The following is a 23681-nucleotide window of genomic DNA, read 5'->3' on the forward strand; positions in this document are numbered from 1 at the left end:
TCGTGGCCCGACCACTGCCGCCCGACTTCCGGCCGCGTTACCACGAGCTGCACCGGGTCGGGCGCCCCGGCGCGTGGCGCTCGATCGTGGGCGCCCTGCTCCTGCTGGTCCTCGTCTTCGGCCTGGTGCCGCTGGCCGCCGGCCTCCTCGCCCTCGTGCTGCTGCTCGCGACCGGCGACACGGCGGAGCAGGCCGCAGCCGTCCTCGACGTGACGCAAGAGGCGACGCCGGCCGGGCTCGCGCTGCTCAACGCGATCATCGCGGCGGCGATCCCCCTGACCTTCCTGGTCACCTGGTGGCTCCACCGGCTCAAGCCGCGGTGGGTCTCCTCGGTCGCGCCCCGGCTGCGCTGGGGCTACCTGCTGGTGTGCCTGGGCCTGTCGGTGGTGGCCCTGATGGCCTCGCTCGGCGTCGCGATGCTGCTGCCGGTGTCGGCCGGGGACACGCCGGTGGGCACCGTCAACGACTTCACCGCGCAGACCCGCGACTTCATCATCGTGATCCTGCTCCTGACGCCGCTGCAGGCGGCCGGCGAGGAGTACCTGTTCCGCGGCTACCTCACCCAGGCGTTCGGCTCGCTGGTGTGGGGCAGGCGCGTCTCCCAGGCGCTGGCGGTGCTCGGCCCCGCGCTGATCTTCGCGCTGTTCCACGGCCTGTCCCAGGACTGGCCGGTGTTCTTCGACCGCTTCGCCTTCGGTGTCGTCGCCGGCATCCTCGTCATCCGCACCGGCGGCCTCGAGGCGCCCATCGCCATGCACGTGCTCAACAACTTCCTGGCGTTCGGGCTGGCGCTCGCGTTCGGCGACCTGACCACCGCGCTCAACGCGGAGGGCGGCAGCAGCTGGTGGACCATCCTCTCCACTATGACGCAGTCGCTGGTCTACCTCTTCCTCGCCTCGTGGGTGGCGAAGGCGATGGGACTGGTCGACGTCGGACCTCCCGTCGGGGGAGCCGCGCTGCCGCCGGGCCAGCGGGACCCCGTTTTGGCCCCGCCGCCACCCGGCATGTAGTGTTCGGGGTCGGTTCGGGAGGGATTCCACGCCCGGACCAGGTGGGTGGTCGGACAGTGATCCGATACCCCCATGGGGTATGGTGTAATTGGCAACACGGCTGGTTCTGGTCCAGTTGTTCTAGGTTCGAGTCCTAGTACCCCAGCAAGATCCAGGCCCTCGGGCCCGGATTTGGAGCGTCACTCCAGCCCCGCTAGAGTTCAGCTCCGTTGCTCCTCGGAGCAGCACCCTGCAAGCCCCCGTTGTGTAGCGGCCTAGCACGCCGCCCTCTCAAGGCGGTAGCGCCGGTTCGAATCCGGTCGGGGGTACGGCACCCGAAGGGCCCGGTCACCAGACCGGGCCCTTCGTCGTCGTCCGGGGAGCGCACCAGGAGAGCGGCCAGCGGAGCGGCCAGGGGAGCGGTCAGGGGGAGTCGTCGCGCCGGGCTCGGGCGGAGGCCGTGGGCTAGCATCCGCGCCCATGACTGACGGGCCCCGGCTGGTCGCCGGCATCGACTCCTCCACCCAGTCCTGCAAGGTCGTCGTCCGCGACGCCGAGACGGGCAGCCTCGTGCGGCAGGGACGCGCGAGCCATCCCGACGGCACCGAGGTGCACCCCGACCACTGGTGGGCCGCCCTGCAGGCCGCGGTCGCCGACGCCGGTGGCCTCGACGACGTCGCCGCCGTCAGCGTCGGCGGCCAGCAGCACGGCATGGTCTGCCTCGACGAGGACGGCGCCGTCGTACGCCCCGCGCTGCTGTGGAACGACACCCGCTCGGCCGGTGCCGCCCGCGACCTCGTCGACGAGCTGGGCGGGCTCGAGGAGGGCGGGCGGGCCTGGGCCGAGGCGGTCGGCGTCGTCCCGGTGGCCTCGTTCACCGTGACCAAGCTGCGTTGGCTCGCCGAGCACGAGCCCGAGAACGCCCGGCGCACGGCCGCGGTGTGCCTGCCCCACGACTGGCTGACCTGGAAGCTCTCCGGCAGCGACGACCTGGCCGACCTCACGACCGACCGGAGCGACGCCAGCGGCACCGGCTACTGGTCGGCGGCGACGGGGCACTACCGCACCGACCTGCTGGAGCGCGCCTTCGGCGCCGCGCCGCACGTGCCGCGGGTGGTCGCTCCCGGTGAGGTCGCCGCGCGCTCGGCCGGCACCGTCGTCCGCGCCGGCACCCTCCTCGGCGCCGGTGCCGGCGACAACGCGGCCGCGGCCCTGGGCCTGGGCGCGGGGGAGGGCGACGTGGTCGTCTCGATCGGCACGTCGGGAGTCGTCACCGCCGTCACCGGCGCACCGGCCATCGACCCCACCGGGTCGGTGGCGGGGTTCGCCGACGCCACGGGCCTGTTCCTCCCGCTGGTCGCGACCCTCAACGGCGCCCGGGTGCTCGACGCCGCCGCGCGCCTGCTCGACGTCGACCACGACACCCTGTCGCGCCTCGCGCTGGAGGCACCCGCGGGCGCCGGCGGACTGGTGCTGGTGCCCTACCTGGAGGGCGAGCGCACCCCCAACCTGCCCGACGCGACTGGGTCGCTGCACGGCCTCACCCTCGCCACGGCCACCCGGCCGGCCTTCGCCCGCGCCACTGTCGAGGGCCTGGTCTGCAGCCTCGCGGACGGCTTGGACGCGGTGGCCGCCACCGGGGTCACCCCGTCGCGGGTGCTGCTCGTCGGTGGGGCGGCAGCGTCCGAGGCCGTGCGCACGGTCGCCGCCGAGGTGCTCGGGGTCCCGGTCGACGTCCCGCCGCCGGGGGAGTACGTCGCCGACGGCGCCGCGCGGCAGGCGGCCTGGGCGCTCGCGGGCGCCGACGCGCCCCCGGAGTGGGTGCGCGAGGGCACCCGGCGCTACGCCGCCGACCCTGCTCCGCAGGTGCGGGCGCGCTACGCCGAGGGCCGCTCGCGACACCTGGACCGGACCACCTGAGAATCTTGGGACGAGCCCCTTGACGTGACCAGCGTCACCGACTTAGTTTGGCGGTCCACCAAACTAACTGGTGACGCCAGTCACAGAGCAGGATCGAGGACGCGATGTCGCAGGTGCGGGACGGCTGGTCCTCGACCAGCTCGGGAGGTGCCGACCAGGGCACCGTCCGCCGCGCGAACCTGTCGCTCGTCCTGCGCAGCCTCCGCGAGGACGGCGGCCGCAGCCGGGCACGCCTCGCGGCCGACCTCGGCCTCAACAAGGCGACGGTCTCCAGCCTGGTGACCGAGCTCCTCGAGCGCGGCCTGGTGCGCGAGGGCAGCGCCGAGCGCGGTGCCGTCGGCCGGCCCGGCACGATCGTCGAGATCGACGGTGCGGGCGCCTACGGCGTGGGCGCGGAGATCAACGTCCACCACGTCTCGACCCGCGCGGTCGACCTTGCCGGCACCGTCGTGAGCGAGCACCGCACCTCGATGGACACCCGCGGGCTCGAGCCCGAGGAGGTCGTCGACCGGCTCGGGGAGCTGCTCCACGGCACGCTGGACGACCTGGCCGCCCTCGGCGCCGTGCCCGTCTCGACGGTCGTCGGCGTCGCGGGCCTCGTCGACCACGACGGCGGCACCGTCTCCGTCGCTGCCAACCTCGGCTGGCAGGACGTCGGGCTCGCCAGCCTGCTGCGCGCCGAGCTCGGCGACCCGGACTACCTGATCAAGGTCGACAACGAGGCCAACCTCGCGGCCGTCGCCGAGGCCACGCCCGGCGATCCCGAGCGGCGCGACATCCTCGTCATCCACGGCGAGGTCGGCATCGGCGGCGGGATCGTCGCCGACGGGCGCCCGTTCGCCGGCCGGCGCGGCTACGCCGGCGAGTTCGGCCACATGGTGGTCGACCGCCGCGACGGCATCCGCTGCGGATGCGGTCGCACCGGCTGCTGGGAGACCGTCATCGGCCTCAGCCACCTCATCGACCTCGCCGCCGCCGACGACGACGACCTGCTGCGCTCGCCGCTCCTCGACCTGGAGGGCAAGGTCGAGGAGATCGGCCGCCGCGCCGCCGCCGGCGACGAGAAGACCCTGGCCGCGCTGCGCGAGGTCGGCCGCTGGGTCGGCATCGGCGCCGCGGTCCTCACCAACGTGCTCAACCCCGGCATGATCGTGCTCTCGGGCTACCTCGGCGAGATCGGCGAGTGGTTCCGCGCCGAGGCAGAGGCCGAGCTCGCCGCGGGCGTGCTCGCCCCCGACGCCGGCGGCACCCGCATCGCCCTCTCGGCCCTCGGCTTCTCGGCAGCGGTGCACGGCGCCGCCGCCGTTGCCATCGACCACGTCTACGACGACCCGACCCTCGTGCCTCGGGTGGTCCCCACCCTGGAGGTGATGCAATGAACGACGCCCCGCTGCTGACCATGCGCGGCATCGTCAAGCGGTTCCCCGGCGTCCTCGCGCTCGGCGGAGTCGATCTCGAGGTGCGCGCGGGCGAGGTGCACTGCCTGCTCGGCCAGAACGGCGCCGGCAAGTCCACGCTGATCAAGATCCTGTCGGCGAGCTACCTGCCCGACGAGGGCGAGATCATGTGGGACGGCACGCAGGTCGCGCCGTCGACGCCCCAGGCGGCGATGAGCCTCGGCATCTCCACCATCTACCAGGAGCTCGACCTGGTCCCCGACCTCACCGTCGCGGAGAACATCTTCCTCGGCCACGAGCTCAGCACCGCCGGCTTCAGCCAGCGCGCCGAGACGCTCCGCCGCACCCGCGACCTGCTCGCCCGGCTCGGGCACAGCGAGATCCCGGCCACCCGCACGGTGGGTCGCCTCTCGCCCGCGGCCCAGCAGATCGTCAGCATGGCCCGCGCGCTCTCCCAGGACACCCGGCTGCTCGTGCTCGACGAGCCGTCCGCCGTCCTCGACCAGGGCGAGGTCGACAACCTGTTCCGTGTCATCCGCGACCTCACCGCCGAGGGCGTCGCCGTCGTCTACATCTCCCACCGCCTCGAGGAGATCCGCCAGATCGGCGACCGGATCACCGTCCTCAAGGACGGCAGCAGCGTCGCCACCGGTCTCGCGGTCGACCAGACGCCGACGAGCGAGCTGATCAAGCTGATGACCGGCCGTTCCATCGAATACGTGTTCCCGCCGCGCGGCGAGGCCGTGGCCGCCACCGGCGACCCGGTCCTCGAGGTCACCGGCCTCGAGCTGCCGGGCGTCTTCACCGGCGTGGACCTCGCGGTGCACGCGGGCGAGATCGTCGGTCTCGCCGGGCTCGTCGGCGCCGGGCGCTCGGAGATCCTCGAGACCCTCTACGGCGCGCGACGCCCGTCGGCCGGCACGGTGCGCGTGGCGGGCCGCGAGCTGCGCCGCGGGTCGGTGCCCGCCGCGGTGAAGGCCGGCGTCGGGCTGGCCCCGGAGGAGCGCAAGAGCCAGGGCCTGCTCCTCGACCAGGCCGTCTACAGCAACATCACCGTCTCCACGCTCCGCCGCTTCAGCCGGTTCGGGTTGCTCGACCGGCGTGCCGAGCGCAAGAGCTCCGCCGAGGTGGCGGAGTCCCTCGACGTCCGTCCGGCCGGGGTCGATCGCCTCGTGCGCCTCCTGTCGGGCGGCAACCAGCAGAAGGTCGTCCTGGCCAGGTGGCTGCTCCGCGAGTGTCGCGTGCTGCTCCTGGACGAGCCGACCAGAGGGGTGGACGTCGGCGCTCGCGCCGAGATCTACGCCCTCGTCCGCTCGCTGGCCGACTCCGGCGTCGCCGTCGTGGTCGTGTCGAGCGAGGTCGAGGAGGTGCTCGGGCTCGCGGACCGGGTCCTCGTGGTCCGCGAGGGCCGTGTCGTTCACGAAGGTCCCGCGGGTGAGATCGACGAGTCCCGCGTCCTGGACCTCGTCATGGAAGGAAAGGTCGCATGAGCGAGCAGAGCACGAGCCGGGACGGGGGCACGGTGGAGAACACCGTCACGCCCACGACCGACACGGTCACGGTGGAGCGCGCCGCCGCCGAGAGCGAGCGCGGCGGCGGAGGACTGATGAGCGGCCCGTTCGGGCGCAACCTCGGCCTGGTCGTCGCGCTCCTCCTGATCTGCGCAGCCGGTGTCATCACCGCGGGCGACCGGTTCGCCAGCATCGACAACACCCTCACGATCCTGCGCTTCGCCTCCACCATCGGCGTGGTGAGCATCGGGATGACCTTCGTCATCACCGGTGGCGGCATCGACCTCTCGGTCGGGGCCATCGCGGCCCTGTGCTCGGTCTGGGCGACGACGTTCGCCACCCAGACGATGGCCGAGGACACCCACTGGCTGGTCATGGTGTTCGCCGCGCTGGCCGTGGGAGCCGGAGCCGGTCTCGTCAACGGCATCATCATCGCCTACGGCAAGGTGGTCCCGTTCATCACGACGCTGGCGATGCTCGCCGCCGCCCGTGGCCTGGCCGAGATCATCTCGGAGCGACGCACGCAGATCGTGACGGTCGAAGGGTTCAAGGACTTCTTCTCCGCCGACGTCCTCGGCGTGCCGCTCCTCGTCATCATCTTCGCGCTGGTCTCGATCATCGGCTGGGTCCTGTTCAACCGCACGACCTTCGGCAGGCGCACGCTCGCCGTCGGCGGCAACCCCGAGGCCGCGCGCCTGGCGGGCATCAACGTCAACCGCCACACCGTCATGCTCTACGTCCTCGTCGGAGTGTGCTGCGGGCTGGCGGCCCTGATGCTGGTCAGCCGCACCACGACCGGCAGCTCCACCCACGGCACCCTGTGGGAGCTCGACGCGATCGCTGCGGTCGTCATCGGCGGCACGCTCCTCACGGGCGGACGCGGCACGATCGTCGGCACGGTCGTCGGGGTGCTGATCTTCGCCACCCTCAGCAACGTGTTCACCCTCAACAACCAGGACACCTCGACCCAGGCGGTCGCCAAGGGGCTGATCATCGTGGTCGCCGTGCTGCTCCAGCAGCGCCTGGCCCGCAACGCGACCTCGACCTAGCTCTCGGGCCCTTCCCCGACTCGGAACCACGCACCACCACCGCACCACCACCGCACCACCACCGCACCACCACCACGCCGGCACGTCACGTAGCGCCGGCCGCAGCACCGCACCCACCGACACAACACAAGGAGCACCACCCATGCGACTGCGCACCCCCTTCCGACGGCACCAGAGCCGCCGCTACGCCGGCCTCGTGGTCGGCGCGGTCGCCGTGCTGTCCCTCGTCGCCTGCACCGGCAGCGCCGAGGATGCGGCCAACGACGACGACAACGGCAGCTCGGACGCCGCCCCCGCCGCTGCCGCCGGCAGCAACGACGAGGAGGGCGACAAGGTCACCATCGGCTTCTCGGCGCCCGCCGCGGACCACGGCTGGATGGCCGCCATCACCAACAACGTCCGCGACCTCCAGGAGCAGTACCCCGACATCGACCTCCAGATCGCGGAGGGCACCAACGACGTCAACCTGCAGATCAGCCAGGTCGAGACCTTCATCAACGACAAGGTCGACGCCATCGTGCTCCTGCCGTTCGACGGCGCGGCGATGACGCCCATCGCCCTCAGGGCGATGGAGGCCGGCATCCCGGTCATCAACGTCGACCGCGAGTTCGACGACCCCAACGCCGCCCGCGTCACCGTGCTCGGTGACAACTACGGCATGGGCGTCTCGGCCGGGCAGTACGTCTGCGAGCAGGCCGGAGGCGACGAGGACGTCGTCGTCGCCGAGATCGCCGGCATCGACTCGCTGCCGCTGACCCAGGACCGCAGCCAGGGCTTCGAGGACGCGCTGTCCGAGTGCGGTCTCGACGTCGACGCCCGCCAGGCCGCCGAGTTCACCGTCGAGAGCGGCGAGAAGGTCGCGGGCAACCTGCTGCAGGCCGAGCCGAAGATCGACTACCTCTGGAACCACGACGACGACCAGGGCGTCGGCGTGCTGGCGGCCATCGAGAACGCCGGCCGTGACGAGTTCGCGATGATCGGCGGCGCCGGCTCGGCCAACGCCATGCGGGCGATCCAGGAGGGCGACGGCGTGCTCAAGGCGACCGTCATCTACCCCTCCACCCAGGGCGCCGACGGCGTCAAGCTCGCCCGTCTGCTCCTGCAGGAGAAGGCGATGAGCGACCTCGTCGAGGTCGAGGTGCCCCGCACGGTGCAGCTCTACGCGCCGGTCGTCACCTCGGACAACGTCGACCAGTACATCGACTCGGCCTTCGAGTCCTGACGGGTTCCGCGGCGGCTCCCGACCGGGAGCCGCCGCGGCCCACCCCCCCGCTGACGACCCGCGCCGGCACCCGCCCGGCGACAGGGGCGCTACGAGGCATGCCTTCGCACGCCACGACGCCCCGCCCCAGCCCGCACACGAGGAGGTCCGATGACCACCACTCCCGATGTCCCCGACAACCGGAGCGACCTGTCGGTCGGCATGGTCGGGTACGCGTTCATGGGCGCTGCACACTCGCACGCCTGGCGCACCGCGCCCCGTTTCTTCGACCTGCCGCTGCGACCCCGCATGCGGGCCGTGGCGGGCCGCGACCCCCAAGGCGTCGCGGCCGCCGCCGCGCGCCTCGGGTGGGAGTCCACCGAGACCTCGTGGCAGGCGTTGGTCGCGCGTGACGACATCGACCTCGTCGACGTCTGCACCCCGGGCCACACCCACGCCGAGATCGTCATCGCCGCCCTCGAGGCCGGCAAGCACGTGCTGTGCGAGAAGCCCCTGGCCAACAGCGTCGAGGAGGCCGAGGCGATGACCCGCGCCGCCGAGCGCGCGGCCGCCGACGGCGTACGCGCCATGGTCGGCTTCACCTACCGCCGTGTCCCGGCCATCGCGCTGGCGCGCCAGCTCGTCGCCGAGGGTCGCCTCGGCACCCTCCACCACGTGCGCGCCCAGTACCTCCAGGACTGGATCGTCGACCCGCAGGCGCCGCTGTCGTGGCGGCTGGAGAAGGACAAGGCCGGCTCCGGCGCCCTCGGCGACATCGGGGCGCACATCATCGACATGACGCAGTACATCACCGGCGACACCATCGCCCGGGTGACGGGACGGCTGCGGACCTTCGTCGACGAGCGCCCGCTCCCCAGCGAGCACGCCGGCCTGTCCGGCACCGCGGGGTCGGGCACCGGCGCGGTGACCGTCGACGACGCCGCCACCTTCCTCGCCGACTTCCGCGGGGGAGCGATGGGCGTGTTCGAGGCGACCCGCTTCGCGTCGGGCCGCAAGAACGCGATCCGCGTCGAGATCAACGGCTCCCGCGGCAGCCTCGCCTTCGACTTCGAGGACATGAACGTCCTGCACTTCTTCGACGGCACCGAGGACTCCCGCACCGCGGGGTTCCGCCGCATCCTCGTGACCGAGGCCGAGCACCCCTACGTCGGTGCGTGGTGGCCCCCCGGCCACGTCATCGGCTACGAGCACGGCTTCATCCACCAGGCGGTCGACCTGGTCCGCGACATCGCGGCCGGCACCGACCCCGCCCCATCCTTTGCCGACGGACTCCAGGTGCAACGCGTCCTGGCCGCGGTCGAGACCAGCTCAGACAACGACTCGTGGCAGGAGATTCCCGCATGACCGACTACACCCCGACCCCTGAGGACAAGTTCTCGTTCGGCCTCTGGACGGTGGGCTGGCAGGGCACCGACGTGTTCGGGCCCAGCTCGCGCGCCCTGCTCGACCCGGTCGACGCGACCTACCGCCTCGCCGAGCTCGGCGCGGCCGCCGTGACGTTCCACGACGACGACCTCGTCCCCGACGACGACGAGCGCGACTCCGTGCTCGAGCGCTTCGAGAAGGCGCTGGCCGACACCGGCCTCGCCGTCGAGATGGTGACCACCAACCTCTTCGGGCACCCGGTGTTCAAGGAGGGCGCGCTCACCGCCAACAACCGCGAGGTGCGCCGCTACGCCCTGGCCAAGGTGCTGCGCAACGTCGACCTGGCCGCGTCGCTGGGCGCCAAGACGTTCGTGCTGTGGGGCGGCCGCGAGGGCGCCGAGCACGGCGCCGCGAAGGACGTGCAGGCCGCGCTCGACCGCTACGCCGAGTCGCTCAACCTGCTGTGCGCCTACGTCAAGGAGCAGGGCTACGACATCCGCTTCGCCCTCGAGCCCAAGCCCAACGAGCCGCGCGGCGACATCCTGCTGCCGACGATCGGCCACGCGCTGGCGCTCATCTCCGAGCTCGAGCAGCCGGAGATGGTCGGTCTCAACCCCGAGGTGGGCCACGAGGAGATGGCCGGGCTCAACTTCGCCCACGGCATCAGCCAGGCGCTGTGGCACGACAAGCTGTTCCACGTCGACCTCAACGGACAGCACGGTCCCCGCTTCGACCAGGACCTGCGCTTCGGTGCGGGCAACGTGCGGGGCGCGTTCTGGACCGTCGACGCGCTGCTGGGCGCCGGGACGGGCAAGGCCTACGACGGCTACATCCACTTCGACTTCAAGCCCCCGCGGGCCGAGGCCGAGGACGGGGTGTGGGAGTCCGCGCGCGGCTGCATGCGCAACTACCTCATCCTTCGTGACAAGGTGCAGGCCTTCCGGGCCGATCCCGACGTCCAGGCGGCCCTCGCGGCCGCCGAGGTCGAGACGCTGCGCACCCCGACGCTCGGCGAGGGCGAGTCCCTCGCCGACCTCCGCGCCGCCTCCTACGACGTGGCGGGCCTCGCGGAGCGCAGCGTCGGCATGGAGGCCCTCGACCAGCTCGCCCTCGAGCACCTGATGGGGGTGCGCTGACCGACCCCTGGCCCGGCGGGCGCCGAACCCGCCGGGCACACCATCTCGGACGCACACCCGCACGACCCGCGCCACCCGCATGACACCCGCACCACCCGCATGACACCCGCACCACCCGCATGACACCCGCACCACACCGCTTGACAGGGGCCGAACGCCCGGGGACCCGCCCCGGAACCGATGGAGCGCACATCCGTCACCACAGAAGGGATCGTGATGAACAGACTCATCACGCGACTGCAGAAGCACTCCCGTGCCGCAGTCGGCTCCACCATGGCCTTGGTCGTGTCGCTACCACTCGGTGCGACGATCGGCCTGGCTTCCACGGCGAGTGCGGCGGTGCCCGACGCGGCACCTGACCGCGCGTCCGCCTCCGCCGAGAAGGCGGCGAAGAAGGCAACGAAGAAGGCCGACCTCACGCCCGCGCAGAAGAGCACCCTCGGTGAAGCGGTCCCGTGGACCGCCGACCCGGCCGCCTCGGCGGCCGCAGCGGCCGACGAGTCGTTCGACGCGCTGGTGTTCTCCAAGACCGCCGCGTTCCGCCACTCCAACATCGACGAGGCGACGACCGCGATCCAGGCGCTCGCCGCCGACAACAACTTCACGGTGACGGTCACCGAGGACGGCAGCTCGTTCAACGACGAGAACCTCGCGCAGTACGAGGTCGTCATCTTCCTCTCCACGACCGGTGACGTGCTGAACCCGGCCGAGCAGGCCGCGTTCGAGCGCTACATCCAGGCGGGCGGCGGCTACGCGGGCATCCACGCCGCGTCCGACACCGAGTACGACTGGCCCTGGTACGGCCAGCTGGTCGGCGCCTACTTCAACAACCACCCCAACGGCACGCCGACCGCGACCGTCAAGGTCGAGGACCCGGCCCACCCGTCCACCAAGGGCCTCCCGCGCCGTTGGGAGCGCACCGACGAGTGGTACAACTTCCGCTCCAACCCGGCGGCCAACCCGCGCACCAAGCTCCACGTGCTGGCGTCGATGGACGAGACCACCTATGCGGCCGGCAACGGCGCGATGGGCGCTGAGCACCCGATCGCGTGGTGCCAGGACTACGACGGCGGCCGCAGCTGGTACACCGGCATGGGCCACACCGAGGCCGCGTTCACCGACACCGCGTTCCTCCAGCACATCCTCGGCGGCATCCAGACCGCTGCCGGCGTCGTCGACGCCGACTGCAAGGCGACGCTGACGCCGAGCTTCGAGAAGGTCGCGCTGGACGAGAACACCTCAAACCCGATGGAGCTCGCCATCGCCGACGACGGCCGGGTGTTCTACATCGACCGCAACGGCGCCGTGCGCATCATCAAGGACAACGGCAGCGTGGTGACCGCGGGCACGGTCCCGGTCTACACGGGCCAGGAGTTCGGCCTGCTGGGCATCGCCCTCGACCCGGACTTCGCCACCAACAACTGGGTCTACCTCTACTACTCCCCGCAGGGCTCGGAGCCGATTGACCGCATCGCGCGCTACACGATGTCGGGCGACACGCTCCAGCTCAACACGGCGGTGACGATCCTCGACGTCCCGACGCAGCGCAACGAGTGCTGCCACGCGGGTGGGTCGCTCGAGTTCGACAACGACGGCAACCTCTACCTCGCCACGGGTGACAACACCAACCCGTTCGCGTCCGACGGCTACACCCCGATCGACGAGCGGCCCAACCGCGGCGCCTGGGACGCCCAGCGCACCTCGGGCAACACCAACAGCCTCAACGGCAAGGTGCTGCGCATCAAGCCGCTGGCCGCCGGTGGCTACTCGATCCCCGACGGCAACCTCTTCGACGAGGCGGCCGACACCCAGCAGAAGACCCGCCCCGAGATCTACGCCATGGGCTTCCGCAACCCGTTCCGCATCGGCCTGGACGAGCAGAACAACAACATCCTGGTGGCCGACTACGGTCCGGACGCCGGCTCGGTGAGCGCCACCCGCGGACCCAACGGTCGCGTGGAGTGGAACATCCTCGACGAGCCCGGCAACTACGGCTGGCCCTACTGCGTGGGCAACAACACCCCGTACAACGACTACAACTTCGCCAACAGCACGGCCGGCGCGGCGTTCGACTGCGCTGCCCCGGTCAACGACTCGCCCCACAACACGGGCCTGACCAACCTGCCGCCCGCGAAGCCCGCGGTCATCTGGCAGAGCAACACCGGCTCGATCACCGGGACCCCGGAGATCGGCGCGAGCGGTGCCCCGATGACCTCGGGCACCTACTCCTACGACCCCGACCTGGCCTCGGACCGCAAGTGGCCGGAGTACTTCGACAGCAAGGCGATCTGGGCCGACTGGAACAACAGCCGCCTGTTCACCGTGCAGATGAACCAGGCCGGGACCGGCTACACCGACATCAACCGGTTCCTGTCCGACCTGCCCATGAGGCGTCCGCACGCGCTGCAGTTCGGCCCGGACGGCGCGCTCTACATGATCGAATGGGGCAGCGGGTTCGACGGCAACAACACCGACTCCGGCGTCTACCGGATCGACTACGTCGAGGGCAACCGTGCACCCGTGGCCAGGGCGACGACCAACCGGACCTCCGGTCCGGCCCCGCTCACCGTCGAGTTCGACGGCACCGGGTCCTTCGACCCCGACACCGGAGACAACACGGGCCTCACCTATGCGTGGGACTTCACCGGCGACGGCACCACCGACGCGACCACGCCGACGGCGAGCTTCACCTACACGACGGCGGGCGACTACACCGCCCGGCTGACGGTGACCGACGTCGACGGCCGCACCGGCACGACCAACATCGACATCACGGCCGGCAACACCGCCCCGAGCGTCGACCTGGTCCTGCCCGAGAACGGCGGCTTCTTCGAGTTCGGTGACTACGTGAAGTACAAGGTCGTCGTCAGCGACGTCGAGGACGGGACCATCGACTGCTCGAAGGTCGTCGTCCAGCCGGGTCTGGGCCACGACCAGCACTCGCACGACTACGAGCAGTACACCGGCTGCGAGGGCTCGTTCCCGCTGCCCGGTGACGCCGGCCACGTGGGCGCCAACATCTTCGGCACCATCAAGGCCACCTACACCGACAAGGGCAACGGCGCCGCCGGGGCGCTGACCAGCGTCGACGGCATCGTCCTGCACACCAAGCACAAGGAGGCGGAGTTCTACGACGCCACCGGTCGCACCGGCGACAACACCTCCGGGACGGCCGGCGTCACGACGCAGACCACCAGCGACACCGGGGGCGGTCAGAACGTGACCGGCGTCGAGACCGGTGACTGGTTCCGCTGGGACGTCATGAACCTGACCGGGATCGACGGCGTCTCGATGCGGGCCGCCTCGACCACGGCAGGCGCGACGTTCGCCGTGCGCCAGGGCTCGCCGACGGGCACCACGATCGGCACCCTGACGGTTCCCAACACCGGTGGCGCTCAGGCCTACCAGACGGTGAGCACCACCTTCACCGGCGCGACGACGACCAGCGCTCCGCTGTACTTCGTCGCCACGACGGGTGGGGCCAACGTCAACTGGCTCGAGTTCAACGGTCGAGGAGTCACCGACAACCAGCCGCCGACCGTGGCGTTCACCGCCAGCACCACCAACGGTGAGGTGCCCCTGCCGGTCTCGTTCGACAGCACGGTGACCGACCCCGACGGTGACACCCCCGTCACCTACGCGTGGGACTTCGGCGACGGCGCGACCTCCACCGAGGCCGACCCGAGCCACACCTACACCACGCCGGGCAAGTACGTCGTCTCGCTGACGGCCACCGACGCGCGAGGAGCCCAGGCGACCCGCACGACGGAGATCACGGCGAGGAGGAAGTCGGACATCTGCTTCAGCGGTCGCTCCGACGACTTCGTGGGCAACGAGCTCGACACCACGCGGTGGAACCGCAACGTCCGGGTCAACCAGTCGCTGACGGTCGCCGACGGGGCGCTCAACATCCCGTTGACCAACTCCGACCTCTACCAGACGACCAACACGACGCCCAACATCATCCTGCAGGACCTGCCGGGCGGGGCGTTCGAGGCCACCACCAAGGTGACCCTCAACGCGACCAAGGGCTACCAGCAGGCCGGTCTGATCGTCTACGGCGACGACGACAACTACCTCAAGCTCGTCTACTCGGGCCGCTCGACTGCGGCGGCGGGCAGCAAGGCGGCCAACGTCATCCAGTTCGCCAAGGAGGCCAACGCCACAGCGACGGAGTCCAACTCCGCCAACCTGGGCGCGGACTTCCCCGACACCGTGTGGCTGCGGATGTCGAGCACCGACGGCAGCTCCGTCACCGCCTCCTACAGCAGTGACGGCGACACCTGGGTGCCGCTCGCCACGAGCAGCGGCCCGGCGCCGGCGCGCGACCTGAGCGGCATCACCGCGCCCAAGGTCGGCCTGCTCGCCCTCGGGGCGACGGCGGCCGGTGGGGCGGACAACCTCGTCGCGGAGTTCGACTACTTCACCCTCACCCCGGACGACACGGCCGTGCCGTGCGGCAACGGGTGCTTCGTGGAGGAGTTCAACGGCTCGACGCTCACCTCGGACTGGTCGACGGTCCGACCGAGCGGCAACCTGACGGTGTCGGGTGGGGCGCTCAGCATCCCGATGGAGGCGACCGACCTCTACCAGACCACCAACACCGCACGGGACCTGGTCCTCACCGACCTCCCCGAGGGGCCGTTCGTGGCCACCACCAAGGTGACCGCGCCGATCAACCAGGCCTACCAGTCGGCGGGCCTGCTCATCTACGGAGACGACGACAACTACATCAAGCACGTCTTCCAGGGCCGCAGCACCAACGGTGCCAACGCCGCGCAGAACATCATCCAGACCGCGAAGGAGACCGACGCAACAGCACTCGAGACCAACTCACCGGCGCTCGGAGCGGAGTTCCCGACCACGGTGTGGCTGCGCCTGACCAGCACCGACGGTGAGCAGGTCCTCGGCAGCTACAGCACCGACGGCGAGACGTGGACCGACATGTCGGGGGGCTACGACCTGACCGGCATCGACGACCCGCGGATCGGCCTGATCTCCGCGGCCAACCAGGCCGCGGGTGCCGGGATCACGGCCACCTTCGACTGGTTCACCCTCGGCGAGGACGCCACGTGCGCCCCCGACGGGGAGGAGCCGCCGGTCGACACCACCGACCCGACGGTCGACGCCACGGTCCTCGGCTCCTACGCCGGAGACCTGGTCGACCAGGCCAGCGGCGGCGTCAGCGGCGAGGCCACCATGGTCTCCGCCGTCGACGGTGACGGCTACACCACCACGGTGGAGCTGTCCCTCGAGGGTCTCGACCCCGAGGAGGACTACGAGTCGCACCTGCACGTCGGCACGACGTGCGGTGGCTTCGAGGGTCACTACCGTGACGACCCCGCCGGGGCCGGCACGCCGCCCAACGAGCTGTGGCCGACCAACCCCGGGTGGGACCCCGCCTCGGGTGACGCCAGGATCACGGCGGACGCCGACGGCTCCTCGTTCGCGACGGCCACGGTCCCGTGGGCGCCGCGCATCGAGGGCGGCATCCTGGCCCTGCACCGGGGCGGCGCGATCATCGGTTGCGTCGACCTCGACCTGACCGGCGCGGGCACCGTGGTGCTCGATGCCGCGGACGACGTCGAGGTCACCTCGTTCACCTACACGGTGGACGGCGGGGCCGAGACCGACTACGACGGTCCGTTCGTGATCTCCGAGCCCGGCGAGCACGAGGTGGCCTACACGGCCGCCGACGCGGCGGGCAACGAGACGACCGGCGAGTTCACGGTCGTCGTGCCGAAGGGCGCCGAGCCGGAGCCCGGCCCGAAGCCGACCGTCACGCTCACCACGTCGCCGGCCGCAGCCAACGGTCGCAGCAACTGGTTCACCTCGCCGGTCACCGTCACCCTCGCGGGTGCCGGCGGTGAGGGGAAGCTGAGCGTGGAGTACCGCGTCGGCAACGGTCCGTGGACGGCGTACACCGCGCCGATCACGGTGTCCGACGACGGTGTCACCCTGGTCCAGGCCAGGGCGACCGACGCGGCCGGGAAGACCTCGGCCGTCGAGACGACCACCATCAAGAAGGACGGCACGGCGCCCACACTGGCCGTCGCCGGCATCGCCGACGGCGCGAAGCTCGACGTCGCGGCGGTCCGCACGGCTCGGATCACGGTCACGGACGCCACGTCCGGGGCCGCCGAGCAGGTCGTCCGCATCGACGGCAAGGTCGTCACCGGTCCGGCTCGCATCGACGCCATGTCGCTGCGACCGGGCAAGCACCGCCTGGAGGTCACCGCGTACGACGCGGCCGGCAACCAGACCGTGCAGACGATCACCTTCAAGGTCGTCGCGTCCTTCGGAGCGGGCAAGAAGCTCGTCAAGAGGCTCGACGCCGACAACCTGGTCGGCAAGAAGCTCGCGGCCAAGCTGAAGAAGGAGCTCACGATCGCCAAGCGCGCGGAGAAGGCGGGCAACGACCGCCAGGCGCGCAAGGCGCTCAACCGCTTCGAGAAGCTCGCGTCGCGAGTGAAGGACAAGGAGGTGAGGCTCGCTCTGAAGCGCCTGTCGCGCACGCTGAAGTCGCAGCTGTAGGCGCCGGTCCGAGCACAGAACGTCCGCAGTCGGGCGGCTCGGCCACCACGTCACCTCCGGGTGCGTGAGCCGGCACGTACGCAGGATCGGCCCTGCGTGCGAGTCGGTGGCCGGGCCCCCGGCCGGGCGGGGGGTGGCGCCGCAAGGCGCCGCCCTCAGCGGCCGGTGCCGGGACACGGCGCTCCGTCCCGGCACCGGTCCGCGTCGGCCCGACCAGACCAGGGCCACAGAGCGACACCCCCCGGGCCCACCGGGCCCACACCAGCACCACCCCGATACCCACCCCCGCGCACCACCCCGCTGCCACGGCAGCACCAGCCGAACGCACCACCACCACACCATGAGGAGCACACATGCCACGCCCCATCACCCTGTTCACCGGCCAGTGGGCCGACCTGCCGTTCGAGGAGATGTGCAAGCTCGCCTCGGGCTGGGGCTACGACGGCCTCGAGCTCGCCTGCTGGGGCGACCACTTCGACCCGTGGGCGGCGGTGGAGGACGAGTCCTACGTCCCGGCCAAGCTGGAGATGCTGAAGAAGTACGACCTGCAGGTCTTCGCGATCAGCAACCACCTCAAGGGCCAGGCGGTGTGCGACGACCCGATCGACGCGCGCCACCGCGACATCCTCCCCGACCGCATCTGGGGTGACGGCGACGCCGAGGGCGTGCGCCAGCGCGCGGCCGAGGAGATGAAGATGACGGCCCGCGCCGCCCGTAAGCTGGGCGTCGACGTCGTCGTCGGCTTCACCGGCTCCTCCATCTGGAAGTACGTCGCGATGTTCCCGCCGGCCTCGCAGGCCCTCGTCGACGCCGGCTACCAGGACTTCGCCGACCGTTGGAACCCGATCCTCGACGTCTTCGACAGCGAGGGCGTCCGGTTCGCCCACGAGGTCCACCCCTCCGAGATCGCCTACGACTACTGGACCACGGTCGCGGCTCTCGAGGCGATCGACCACCGCGAGGCGTTCGGCCTCAACTGGGACCCCTCGCACTTCGTGTGGCAGGACCTCGACCCGGTCGGCTTCCTCTGGGACTTCAAGGACCGGATCTACCACGTCGACTGCAAGGACGCGAAGCGCCAGGTCGGCAACGGCCGCAACGGCCGGATGGGCTCGCACCTCGCCTGGGCCGACCCCCGCCGCGGCTGGGACTTCGTGTCCACCGGCCACGGCGACGTGCCGTGGGAGGCGTCGTTCCGGATGCTCAACACCATCGGCTACGACGGCCCGATCTCGGTGGAGTGGGAGGACGCCGGCATGGACCGCCTCGTCGGTGCCCCCGAGGCGCTCGAGTTCGTGCGTCGCCTCGCCTTCGACGCGCCGACCGCGGCCTTCGACGCCGCGTTCTCGACGTCGTCGTGATCCCCACCTGACGTCCACCGTGCCCCCGCCCGACGCGTCCGAGGAGGACGACATGACCCACCCGCCCGAGGTGACGGCCAGGACTGGCGTGTGGTTCGTGGGTGCGCGGGGCTCGGTGGCCACCACAGCGGTGGTCGGTGCGTACGCCGTGGCGCATGGCCTCGCACCGACCACCGCGCTGGTGAGCGAGCTCCCCGATCTGCGTCCCGACGGGCTGCCGCCCCTGTCGGGGCTGGTCTTCGGCGGCCACGACGTCGGGTCGCAGTCGCTCGCCAAGCGGGCCGACGAGCTGGCCGCCGGTGGCGTCGTACCGCCCGTCCTCGTCCGCGCCGCCCACGACCACCTCGAGGCCGTCGACGCCGAGGTGCGCCCCGGTCACCAGCCGGGCGCGGGGTCCGCGGCCGGCGCGCTGCGACGGCTCACCGACGACATCGTGCAGTGGCGCGAGCGCCACCGCCTCGACCGCGTGGTCGTGGTCGACGTCGCCAGCACCCAGCCGCCCGTCGCCGACCCCGACGCGGTGACGTCGGTCGACGACGAGCTGCCCGTCGCGGCGCTCTACGCCCTCGCCGCGTTCGACGCGGGGGCTTCCTTCGTCTCCTTCACCCCCAGCCCCTGCCTCCGGCTGCCGGTCGTGGTGGAGGCCGCCCGCCGCAGCGGCGTCCCGTACGCCGGCTGCGACGGCAAGACCGGCGAGACGCTCCTCAAGTCGGCGCTCGCCCCCATGTTCGTCACCCGGGCCCTCGAGCTGCGGTCCTGGACCTCGGTCAACCTCCTCGGCGGGGGCGACGGCGCGACGCTGGCCGACCCCGAGGCGGCGCGGAGCAAGACGCTCGCCAAGCGCAGCGGGCTGGACGCGATGGTCGGACGCCCGGTGCCCGGCCCCATGCACATCGAGCAGGTGGAGGACCTTGGGGACTGGAAGACCGCGTGGGACCACGTGCGCTTCGACGGCTTCCTCGGCACCCGGATGACGCTCCAGCTCACCTGGGAGGGCTGCGACTCCGCGCTCGCCGCGCCGCTCGTGCTCGACCTGGCCCGCCTGGTCTCCGCGGCGCACGCCGCCGGGCGCACCGGCGCCCTCGCCGAGCTCGCCTTCTTCTTCAAGGACCCCGTCGGCGGCACCGAGCACCGGCTCGCCCAGCAGTGGGACGACCTCGTCGCCTGGCGCGAGGGGCTGGCGTCGTGAGCGCCCGCTCCGCGCTGCGGCGCGCCGTCGCCACCGGCATCCTCGCGCTCCTCGCCGCGCTGCTGGCCTGGGCGCCCCCGGCCGCCGCCCACGACGAGCTGCTCTTCTCCGACCCCTCTGAGGCGGGGGTGCTCACGGCCCTGCCGTCGCGGGCCATCCTCACCTTCAGCGGGCCGGTCACCGAGGTGCACGAGGTGACCGTGACCGGTCCCGACGGGAGCGTCGCCAACGGCGCCGCGACCGCCGCCGGCCCCGAGGTGCGGCAGAACCTCTGGGCGGGGCCCGACGGCGCCTACACCCTGACCTACGACGTGGTGTCCTCCGACGGCCACGAGATGGCCGGCGAGATCACGTTCCAGGTCGGCGAGGCCGCCACCGGCGAGGACGGCGGGGAAGCGTCCTCGCCCACCGCCGGCGACGGGTCCGGGACGGTGCTCCGCGGGCTCGTGCTGCCGGCGGGCGTGGTGCTCGTGTCCGGTGCCTGCGCGCTGGCCATCTGGCACCGCCGCCGCACCACCTAGGCGGGCGGCTTCACCGCCAGCACGGCACAGTCCGCACCGAGCAGGATGCGCTGCGCCACGCTGCCCATCAGCAGCTTGCCGACAGGGGAGCGCCGGCGCAGCCCGATGACCACGAGGTCGGCCGAGACGTCGTCGGCCACCGCCAGCACCTGGTCGCCGACGTCGGCGCCCATGGAACGGCGTACGTCGACGTCGACGCCGGCCCCACCCAGCTCCGTCGTCAGCGCGGCCAGCTGCTCGTCGTCGGCGTAGCGCTCGTCGACGAGCGCGTCGCCCCTGGTCGCGTTGACCACCACGATCCGGCCCCCACGCAGCCGGGCCTCCTCGATGCCACGGCGCAGCGCCGCCTCACCGAACTCGTCGGGCGTCCAGCCCACCACGATCGTCGTCATCACACCTTCTCCTCGCTCCGGTCTAAGTCGCTGTCGTCTCGCGGGGTGCCGTTGTCGGCGAGCGCCACGGATGCCGGGCGCAGGGCGCGCAGCACGAGCGGCGCCACCACGACCACCAGCACGATCACGTAGATCACCACGGCCAGTGGCTCGCTCCACAGCGCCGAGACGTCGCCGCCCGAGATCGCCATCGCCTCGCGCAGCCGGAACTCCATCAGCGGCCCGAGGATGACCCCCAGGATCAGCGGCAGCACCGGCAGGGCGAAGCGGCGCATCAGCAGCCCGAGCAGGCCGAGCGCCAGCAGCAGGAGCAGGTCGAACGCCTGCAGGTTGGACGCGTAGGCCCCGAGCGTGGCGAAGAACAGGATGCCGGCGTAGAGCTGCGGTCGCGGGATCCGCAGCAGCTTGGCCCACACCGGCGCGAGCGGCAGGTTGAGCACGAGCAGCAGCGCGTTGCCGACGAGGAGGCTCGCCAGCAGGGCCCACACCAGCTCGGGCTGGTCGGTCATCAGCCCCGGTCCCGGCTCGATGCCGTAGCCCGAGAGCGCCGCGAGCATCACCGCCGACGTCGCCGTCACGGGCAGGCCGAGCGCCAGCAGCGGGACGAACGTGCCGGCGGCCGAGGCGTTGTTGGCCGCCTCCGGGCCGGCGACGCCCTCGATGGCACCGCGGCCGAACTCGTCGCGTCCCCTACGCGCGGCGAGTCGCTTCTCGGTGATGTAGGACAAGAAGGTCGGGATCTCGGCGCCGCCCGCGGGCAGCGCGCCGAACGGGAAGCCGTAGGCCGTGCCGCGCAGCCACGGACCCCAGGAGCGCCTGAGGTCGGTGCCGCTCAGCCACGGCTGGCCGACCGGGATCACGTGCGCGGGCGTGCGGCGCAGGTGGGCGGCGACCCAGAACGCCTCGCCCAGAGCGAAGATCGCGACCGCGACCACCACCACGTCGATGCGCTCGGCGAGGAGGGGCTGGTCGAAGCTCAGCCGGGTCTGGCCGGTGTTGAGGTCGAGGCCGACGAGCCCGATGGTGAGGCCGAGGAACAGGGCGATGAACCCGCGCAACCACGACCCGCCCAGCACGCTGGTGACCATCACCATCGTGAGGACCATCAGCGCGAAGTAGGACGGAGCGCCGATCTCGTTGGCGACCGACGCCAGGGCCGGGGCGAAGAAGACGACGAGAAGCGTGCCGATGGTGCCGGCGATGAACGACCCGATCGCGGCGGTGGCCAGGGCCTGCGAGGCCCGGCCGGCCTTCGCCATCAGGTTGCCCTCGAGCGCGGTCATGACAGACGCCGACTCACCGGGTGTGTTGAGCAGGATGGCCGTCGTCGAGCCGCCGTACATCCCGCCGTAGTAGATCCCGGCGAACATGATGAAGGCGGGGATCGGGTCCATGCCGAAGGTGACCGGCAGCAGCAGTGCCACCGCCATCGCCGGGCCGATGCCGGGCAGCACGCCGACGAACGTGCCGAGCAGCACGCCGATGGCGGCGAAGAGCAGGTTCTGCGGGGTGAGGACGGCGCCGAAGCCGTCCATCAGGAGGGTCAGGTTGTCCATCAGAGCACCCCGTCCAGGATCCCGGCGGGGAGGATCACGCCCAGCACCTCGTGGAAGAAGTACCAGCTGCTCACCGACAGCACGGTGCCGACGATGACGTCGCGCAGCAGCGTCCGGCTGCCCAGCGACCACGCCGCGCCGGTGAAGAGCAGCGCACCGCTGACGGCCCAGCCGAGGAAGGAGACTGTCACCGCGGTGAACAGCAGCACACCCACCAGCTTGAGGACGGTGACCCAGTCGGCCGGGTGCCGCAGGTCGACGTCCTCCCCGCCCTCGGCCTGCGGCACGTCACCGCGCAGCGTCGCCACCACGAGCAGGAGTCCGAGCACGACGGTGACCGCTCCGATCACGTAGGGGAAGATCCGCGGCCCGACGGGGTCGCCGAAGCCGATCCGCAGGGTCGTCGCGTCGTAGAAGGTGTAGGCACCGACCACGACGAGCAGCGCCGCGAGGCCGAGCTGGGCGAGGTCGCGGTCGCGGCCCGGTGTGGTCCGCGGAGCCTCGGCGGGGGTGGGGGTGTCGACTGATGTGCTCACAGCAGGTCCAGCTCCTCGAGGGTGGTGGCGACGCGCTCGTCCTGCTCCCGGAGGAACGTCGTGAAGTCGTCGCCGGTCTTGAACTCGTCGATCCAGCCGTTGTCCTCGAGGGCCTGCTGCCACTCGGGGGTCGCGTGCATCGCCTCCAGGTCGGCGATCAGCTCCTGGCGCCGCTCCTCGCTGATGCCGGGGGGCGCGAAGACGCCGCGCCAGTTGGTGAAGACCAGGTCGATGCCGGACTCGGTGAGGGTGGGTGCCTCGCTGATGCCCTCGCCGTCGAGCCGGTCCTCGCCGGAGACGGCCAGCAGCCGCAGCTCGCCGGAGGAGAGCTGGCCGACGAACTCCCCGACGCCGGAGAAGCCGACGTCGATCTTGTTGCCGAGCAGCGCGCTGGTCAGCGGGCCGCCGCCGTCGTAGGGGACGTAGCGCAGCTCGCGCGGATCGACGTCGACCGCCCCGGCGAGCTGCATCGGGAAGAGGTGGTCGGGTCCGCCCGGCGACGAGCCGCCGCCGACGACGACGGAGCCCGGGTCGTCCTGCCAGGCCGCCACCAGGTCGTCGATGGTCTCGAAGGGGGAGTCCGCCGGCACCAGGACGCCCTCCTGGTCCTCGATGAGCTGGGCCAGCGGGGTGGCGTCGTCGAGCCGGTAGGGCGCACCGAAGGAGTAGAGGGAGCCCACCACGCCGAGCCCGGCGGTCATCATCGTGCGCTCGTCGCCCTCCGCGTTCATCAGCCGGGTCATCGCCACCGACCCTCCGGCCCCGATCACGTTGGTCACCTCGAACGACCCGCCGGTGATGTCGCCGTTCTCCATCACGGCCACGGCCGCGCGCCCGGTCTGGTCGTAGCCGCCGCCCGGGCTGTTGGGGATGAGCATCGTCATGTCGGCGCTCGCGTCGCCCCGGGTGACCCCGCAGCCCGTCGCGAGCAGGACGACGCTGGCGAGCGCCGTCGCCGTGGCCGCGACCCGCCTGGTCCGTTGGCGCAGCATGTGGTCTCCCT

16 protein-coding genes and 2 tRNA genes are annotated in these 23681 nt (G+C 71.7%); 14 read left to right on the forward strand and 4 right to left on the reverse strand.

Features of this window, described 5'->3' with window-relative positions:
* Window positions 1-2: 2 nt before the first annotated feature.
* The 14 genes from AC4H2S_RS08010 (at window position 3) to AC4H2S_RS08075 (ending at window position 20194) form a co-directional block, all read left to right on the forward strand.
* The gene (locus AC4H2S_RS08010; protein ID WP_491496434.1) at window positions 3-1010 is read left to right on the forward strand and encodes a CPBP family intramembrane glutamic endopeptidase; all 1008 of its coding nucleotides are present in this window, start codon (window positions 3-5) and stop codon (window positions 1008-1010) included.
* A gap of 73 nt (window positions 1011-1083) precedes the next feature.
* Window positions 1084-1155, forward strand: a tRNA-Gln gene (locus tag AC4H2S_RS08015).
* Between the two features lie 90 nt (window positions 1156-1245).
* A tRNA-Glu gene (locus AC4H2S_RS08020) sits at window positions 1246-1318 on the forward strand.
* Between the two features lie 151 nt (window positions 1319-1469).
* On the forward strand, window positions 1470-2909 hold the full coding sequence (xylB, locus tag AC4H2S_RS08025) for a xylulokinase (RefSeq protein WP_491496435.1): 1440 nt from the start codon (window positions 1470-1472) through the stop codon (window positions 2907-2909).
* A 104-nt stretch (window positions 2910-3013) separates the two neighbouring features.
* On the forward strand, window positions 3014-4288 hold the full coding sequence (locus AC4H2S_RS08030; RefSeq protein ID WP_491496436.1) for an ROK family protein: 1275 nt from the start codon (window positions 3014-3016) through the stop codon (window positions 4286-4288).
* A complete protein-coding gene (locus AC4H2S_RS08035) occupies window positions 4285-5796 on the forward strand; it encodes a sugar ABC transporter ATP-binding protein (protein WP_491496437.1) in 1512 nt (503 codons plus the stop codon). The genes AC4H2S_RS08030 and AC4H2S_RS08035 overlap by 4 nt, the downstream gene beginning before the upstream one ends.
* Window positions 5793-6866 carry an ABC transporter permease gene (locus AC4H2S_RS08040; protein WP_491496438.1) on the forward strand — a complete coding sequence of 358 codons (1074 nt, stop codon included), beginning with the start codon at window positions 5793-5795 and terminating at the stop codon, window positions 6864-6866. Before AC4H2S_RS08035 ends, AC4H2S_RS08040 begins: the two co-directional genes overlap by 4 nt.
* Window positions 6867-7008: 142 nt before the next feature.
* Window positions 7009-8088: a substrate-binding domain-containing protein gene (locus tag AC4H2S_RS08045; protein WP_491496439.1), complete on the forward strand. Its 1080-nt coding sequence runs from the start codon at window positions 7009-7011 to the stop codon at window positions 8086-8088.
* 150 nt (window positions 8089-8238) lie between these two features.
* On the forward strand, window positions 8239-9432 hold the full coding sequence (locus AC4H2S_RS08050; RefSeq protein WP_491496440.1) for a Gfo/Idh/MocA family protein: 1194 nt from the start codon (window positions 8239-8241) through the stop codon (window positions 9430-9432).
* Window positions 9429-10589 (forward strand): xylose isomerase, encoded by a 1161-nt coding sequence (gene xylA, locus AC4H2S_RS08055; RefSeq protein ID WP_491496441.1) that lies wholly within the window; start codon window positions 9429-9431, stop codon window positions 10587-10589. Before AC4H2S_RS08050 ends, xylA begins: the two co-directional genes overlap by 4 nt.
* A 216-nt stretch (window positions 10590-10805) precedes the next feature.
* Complete coding sequence (locus tag AC4H2S_RS08060) at window positions 10806-17123, forward strand: ThuA domain-containing protein (protein ID WP_491496442.1); 6318 nt, start codon at window positions 10806-10808, stop codon at window positions 17121-17123.
* A gap of 353 nt (window positions 17124-17476) precedes the next feature.
* A complete protein-coding gene (locus tag AC4H2S_RS08065) occupies window positions 17477-18484 on the forward strand; it encodes a sugar phosphate isomerase/epimerase family protein (protein WP_491496443.1) in 1008 nt (335 codons plus the stop codon).
* Between the two features lie 52 nt (window positions 18485-18536).
* Complete coding sequence (locus tag AC4H2S_RS08070; RefSeq protein ID WP_491496444.1) at window positions 18537-19673, forward strand: inositol-3-phosphate synthase; 1137 nt, start codon at window positions 18537-18539, stop codon at window positions 19671-19673.
* Window positions 19670-20194 (forward strand): copper resistance CopC family protein, encoded by a 525-nt coding sequence (locus AC4H2S_RS08075; protein ID WP_491496445.1) that lies wholly within the window; start codon window positions 19670-19672, stop codon window positions 20192-20194. Before AC4H2S_RS08070 ends, AC4H2S_RS08075 begins: the two co-directional genes overlap by 4 nt.
* Here the strand turns inward: AC4H2S_RS08075 and AC4H2S_RS08080 are convergent.
* The 4 genes from AC4H2S_RS08080 to AC4H2S_RS08095 are packed head-to-tail and all read right to left on the reverse strand — an operon-like array spanning window position 20191 to window position 23670.
* Window positions 20191-20586: a universal stress protein gene (locus tag AC4H2S_RS08080; RefSeq protein ID WP_491496446.1), complete on the reverse strand. Its 396-nt coding sequence runs from the start codon at window positions 20584-20586 to the stop codon at window positions 20191-20193. The two genes, AC4H2S_RS08075 and AC4H2S_RS08080, sit on opposite strands and share 4 nt — an antisense overlap.
* Entirely contained in the window at window positions 20586-22142 is a 1557-nt protein-coding gene (locus tag AC4H2S_RS08085) for a tripartite tricarboxylate transporter permease (RefSeq protein WP_491496447.1), read from the reverse strand. Before AC4H2S_RS08085 ends, AC4H2S_RS08080 begins: the two co-directional genes overlap by 1 nt.
* Window positions 22142-22678: a tripartite tricarboxylate transporter TctB family protein gene (locus AC4H2S_RS08090; RefSeq protein WP_491496448.1), complete on the reverse strand. Its 537-nt coding sequence runs from the start codon at window positions 22676-22678 to the stop codon at window positions 22142-22144. The genes AC4H2S_RS08085 and AC4H2S_RS08090 overlap by 1 nt, the downstream gene beginning before the upstream one ends.
* Entirely contained in the window at window positions 22675-23670 is a 996-nt protein-coding gene (locus AC4H2S_RS08095; protein WP_491496449.1) for a Bug family tripartite tricarboxylate transporter substrate binding protein, read from the reverse strand. Before AC4H2S_RS08095 ends, AC4H2S_RS08090 begins: the two co-directional genes overlap by 4 nt.
* Window positions 23671-23681 lie beyond the last annotated feature (11 nt).

Source organism: Nocardioides sp. Z13_37 (assembly GCF_058355585.1).

Coding starts and splice junctions, on each gene's coding strand:
- AC4H2S_RS08085 (WP_491496447.1), bottom strand. CDS start 22,142: ATGGACAACCTGACCCTCCTGATGGACGGCTTCGGCGCCGTCCTCACC.
- AC4H2S_RS08065 (WP_491496443.1), top strand. CDS start 17,477: ATGCCACGCCCCATCACCCTGTTCACCGGCCAGTGGGCCGACCTGCCG.
- AC4H2S_RS08050 (WP_491496440.1), top strand. CDS start 8,239: ATGACCACCACTCCCGATGTCCCCGACAACCGGAGCGACCTGTCGGTC.
- AC4H2S_RS08040 (WP_491496438.1), top strand. CDS start 5,793: ATGAGCGAGCAGAGCACGAGCCGGGACGGGGGCACGGTGGAGAACACC.
- AC4H2S_RS08035 (WP_491496437.1), top strand. CDS start 4,285: ATGAACGACGCCCCGCTGCTGACCATGCGCGGCATCGTCAAGCGGTTC.
- AC4H2S_RS08095 (WP_491496449.1), bottom strand. CDS start 23,670: ATGCTGCGCCAACGGACCAGGCGGGTCGCGGCCACGGCGACGGCGCTC.
- AC4H2S_RS08045 (WP_491496439.1), top strand. CDS start 7,009: ATGCGACTGCGCACCCCCTTCCGACGGCACCAGAGCCGCCGCTACGCC.
- xylB (WP_491496435.1), top strand. CDS start 1,470: ATGACTGACGGGCCCCGGCTGGTCGCCGGCATCGACTCCTCCACCCAG.
- xylA (WP_491496441.1), top strand. CDS start 9,429: ATGACCGACTACACCCCGACCCCTGAGGACAAGTTCTCGTTCGGCCTC.
- AC4H2S_RS08060 (WP_491496442.1), top strand. CDS start 10,806: ATGAACAGACTCATCACGCGACTGCAGAAGCACTCCCGTGCCGCAGTC.
- AC4H2S_RS08080 (WP_491496446.1), bottom strand. CDS start 20,586: ATGACGACGATCGTGGTGGGCTGGACGCCCGACGAGTTCGGTGAGGCG.
- AC4H2S_RS08030 (WP_491496436.1), top strand. CDS start 3,014: ATGTCGCAGGTGCGGGACGGCTGGTCCTCGACCAGCTCGGGAGGTGCC.
- AC4H2S_RS08070 (WP_491496444.1), top strand. CDS start 18,537: ATGACCCACCCGCCCGAGGTGACGGCCAGGACTGGCGTGTGGTTCGTG.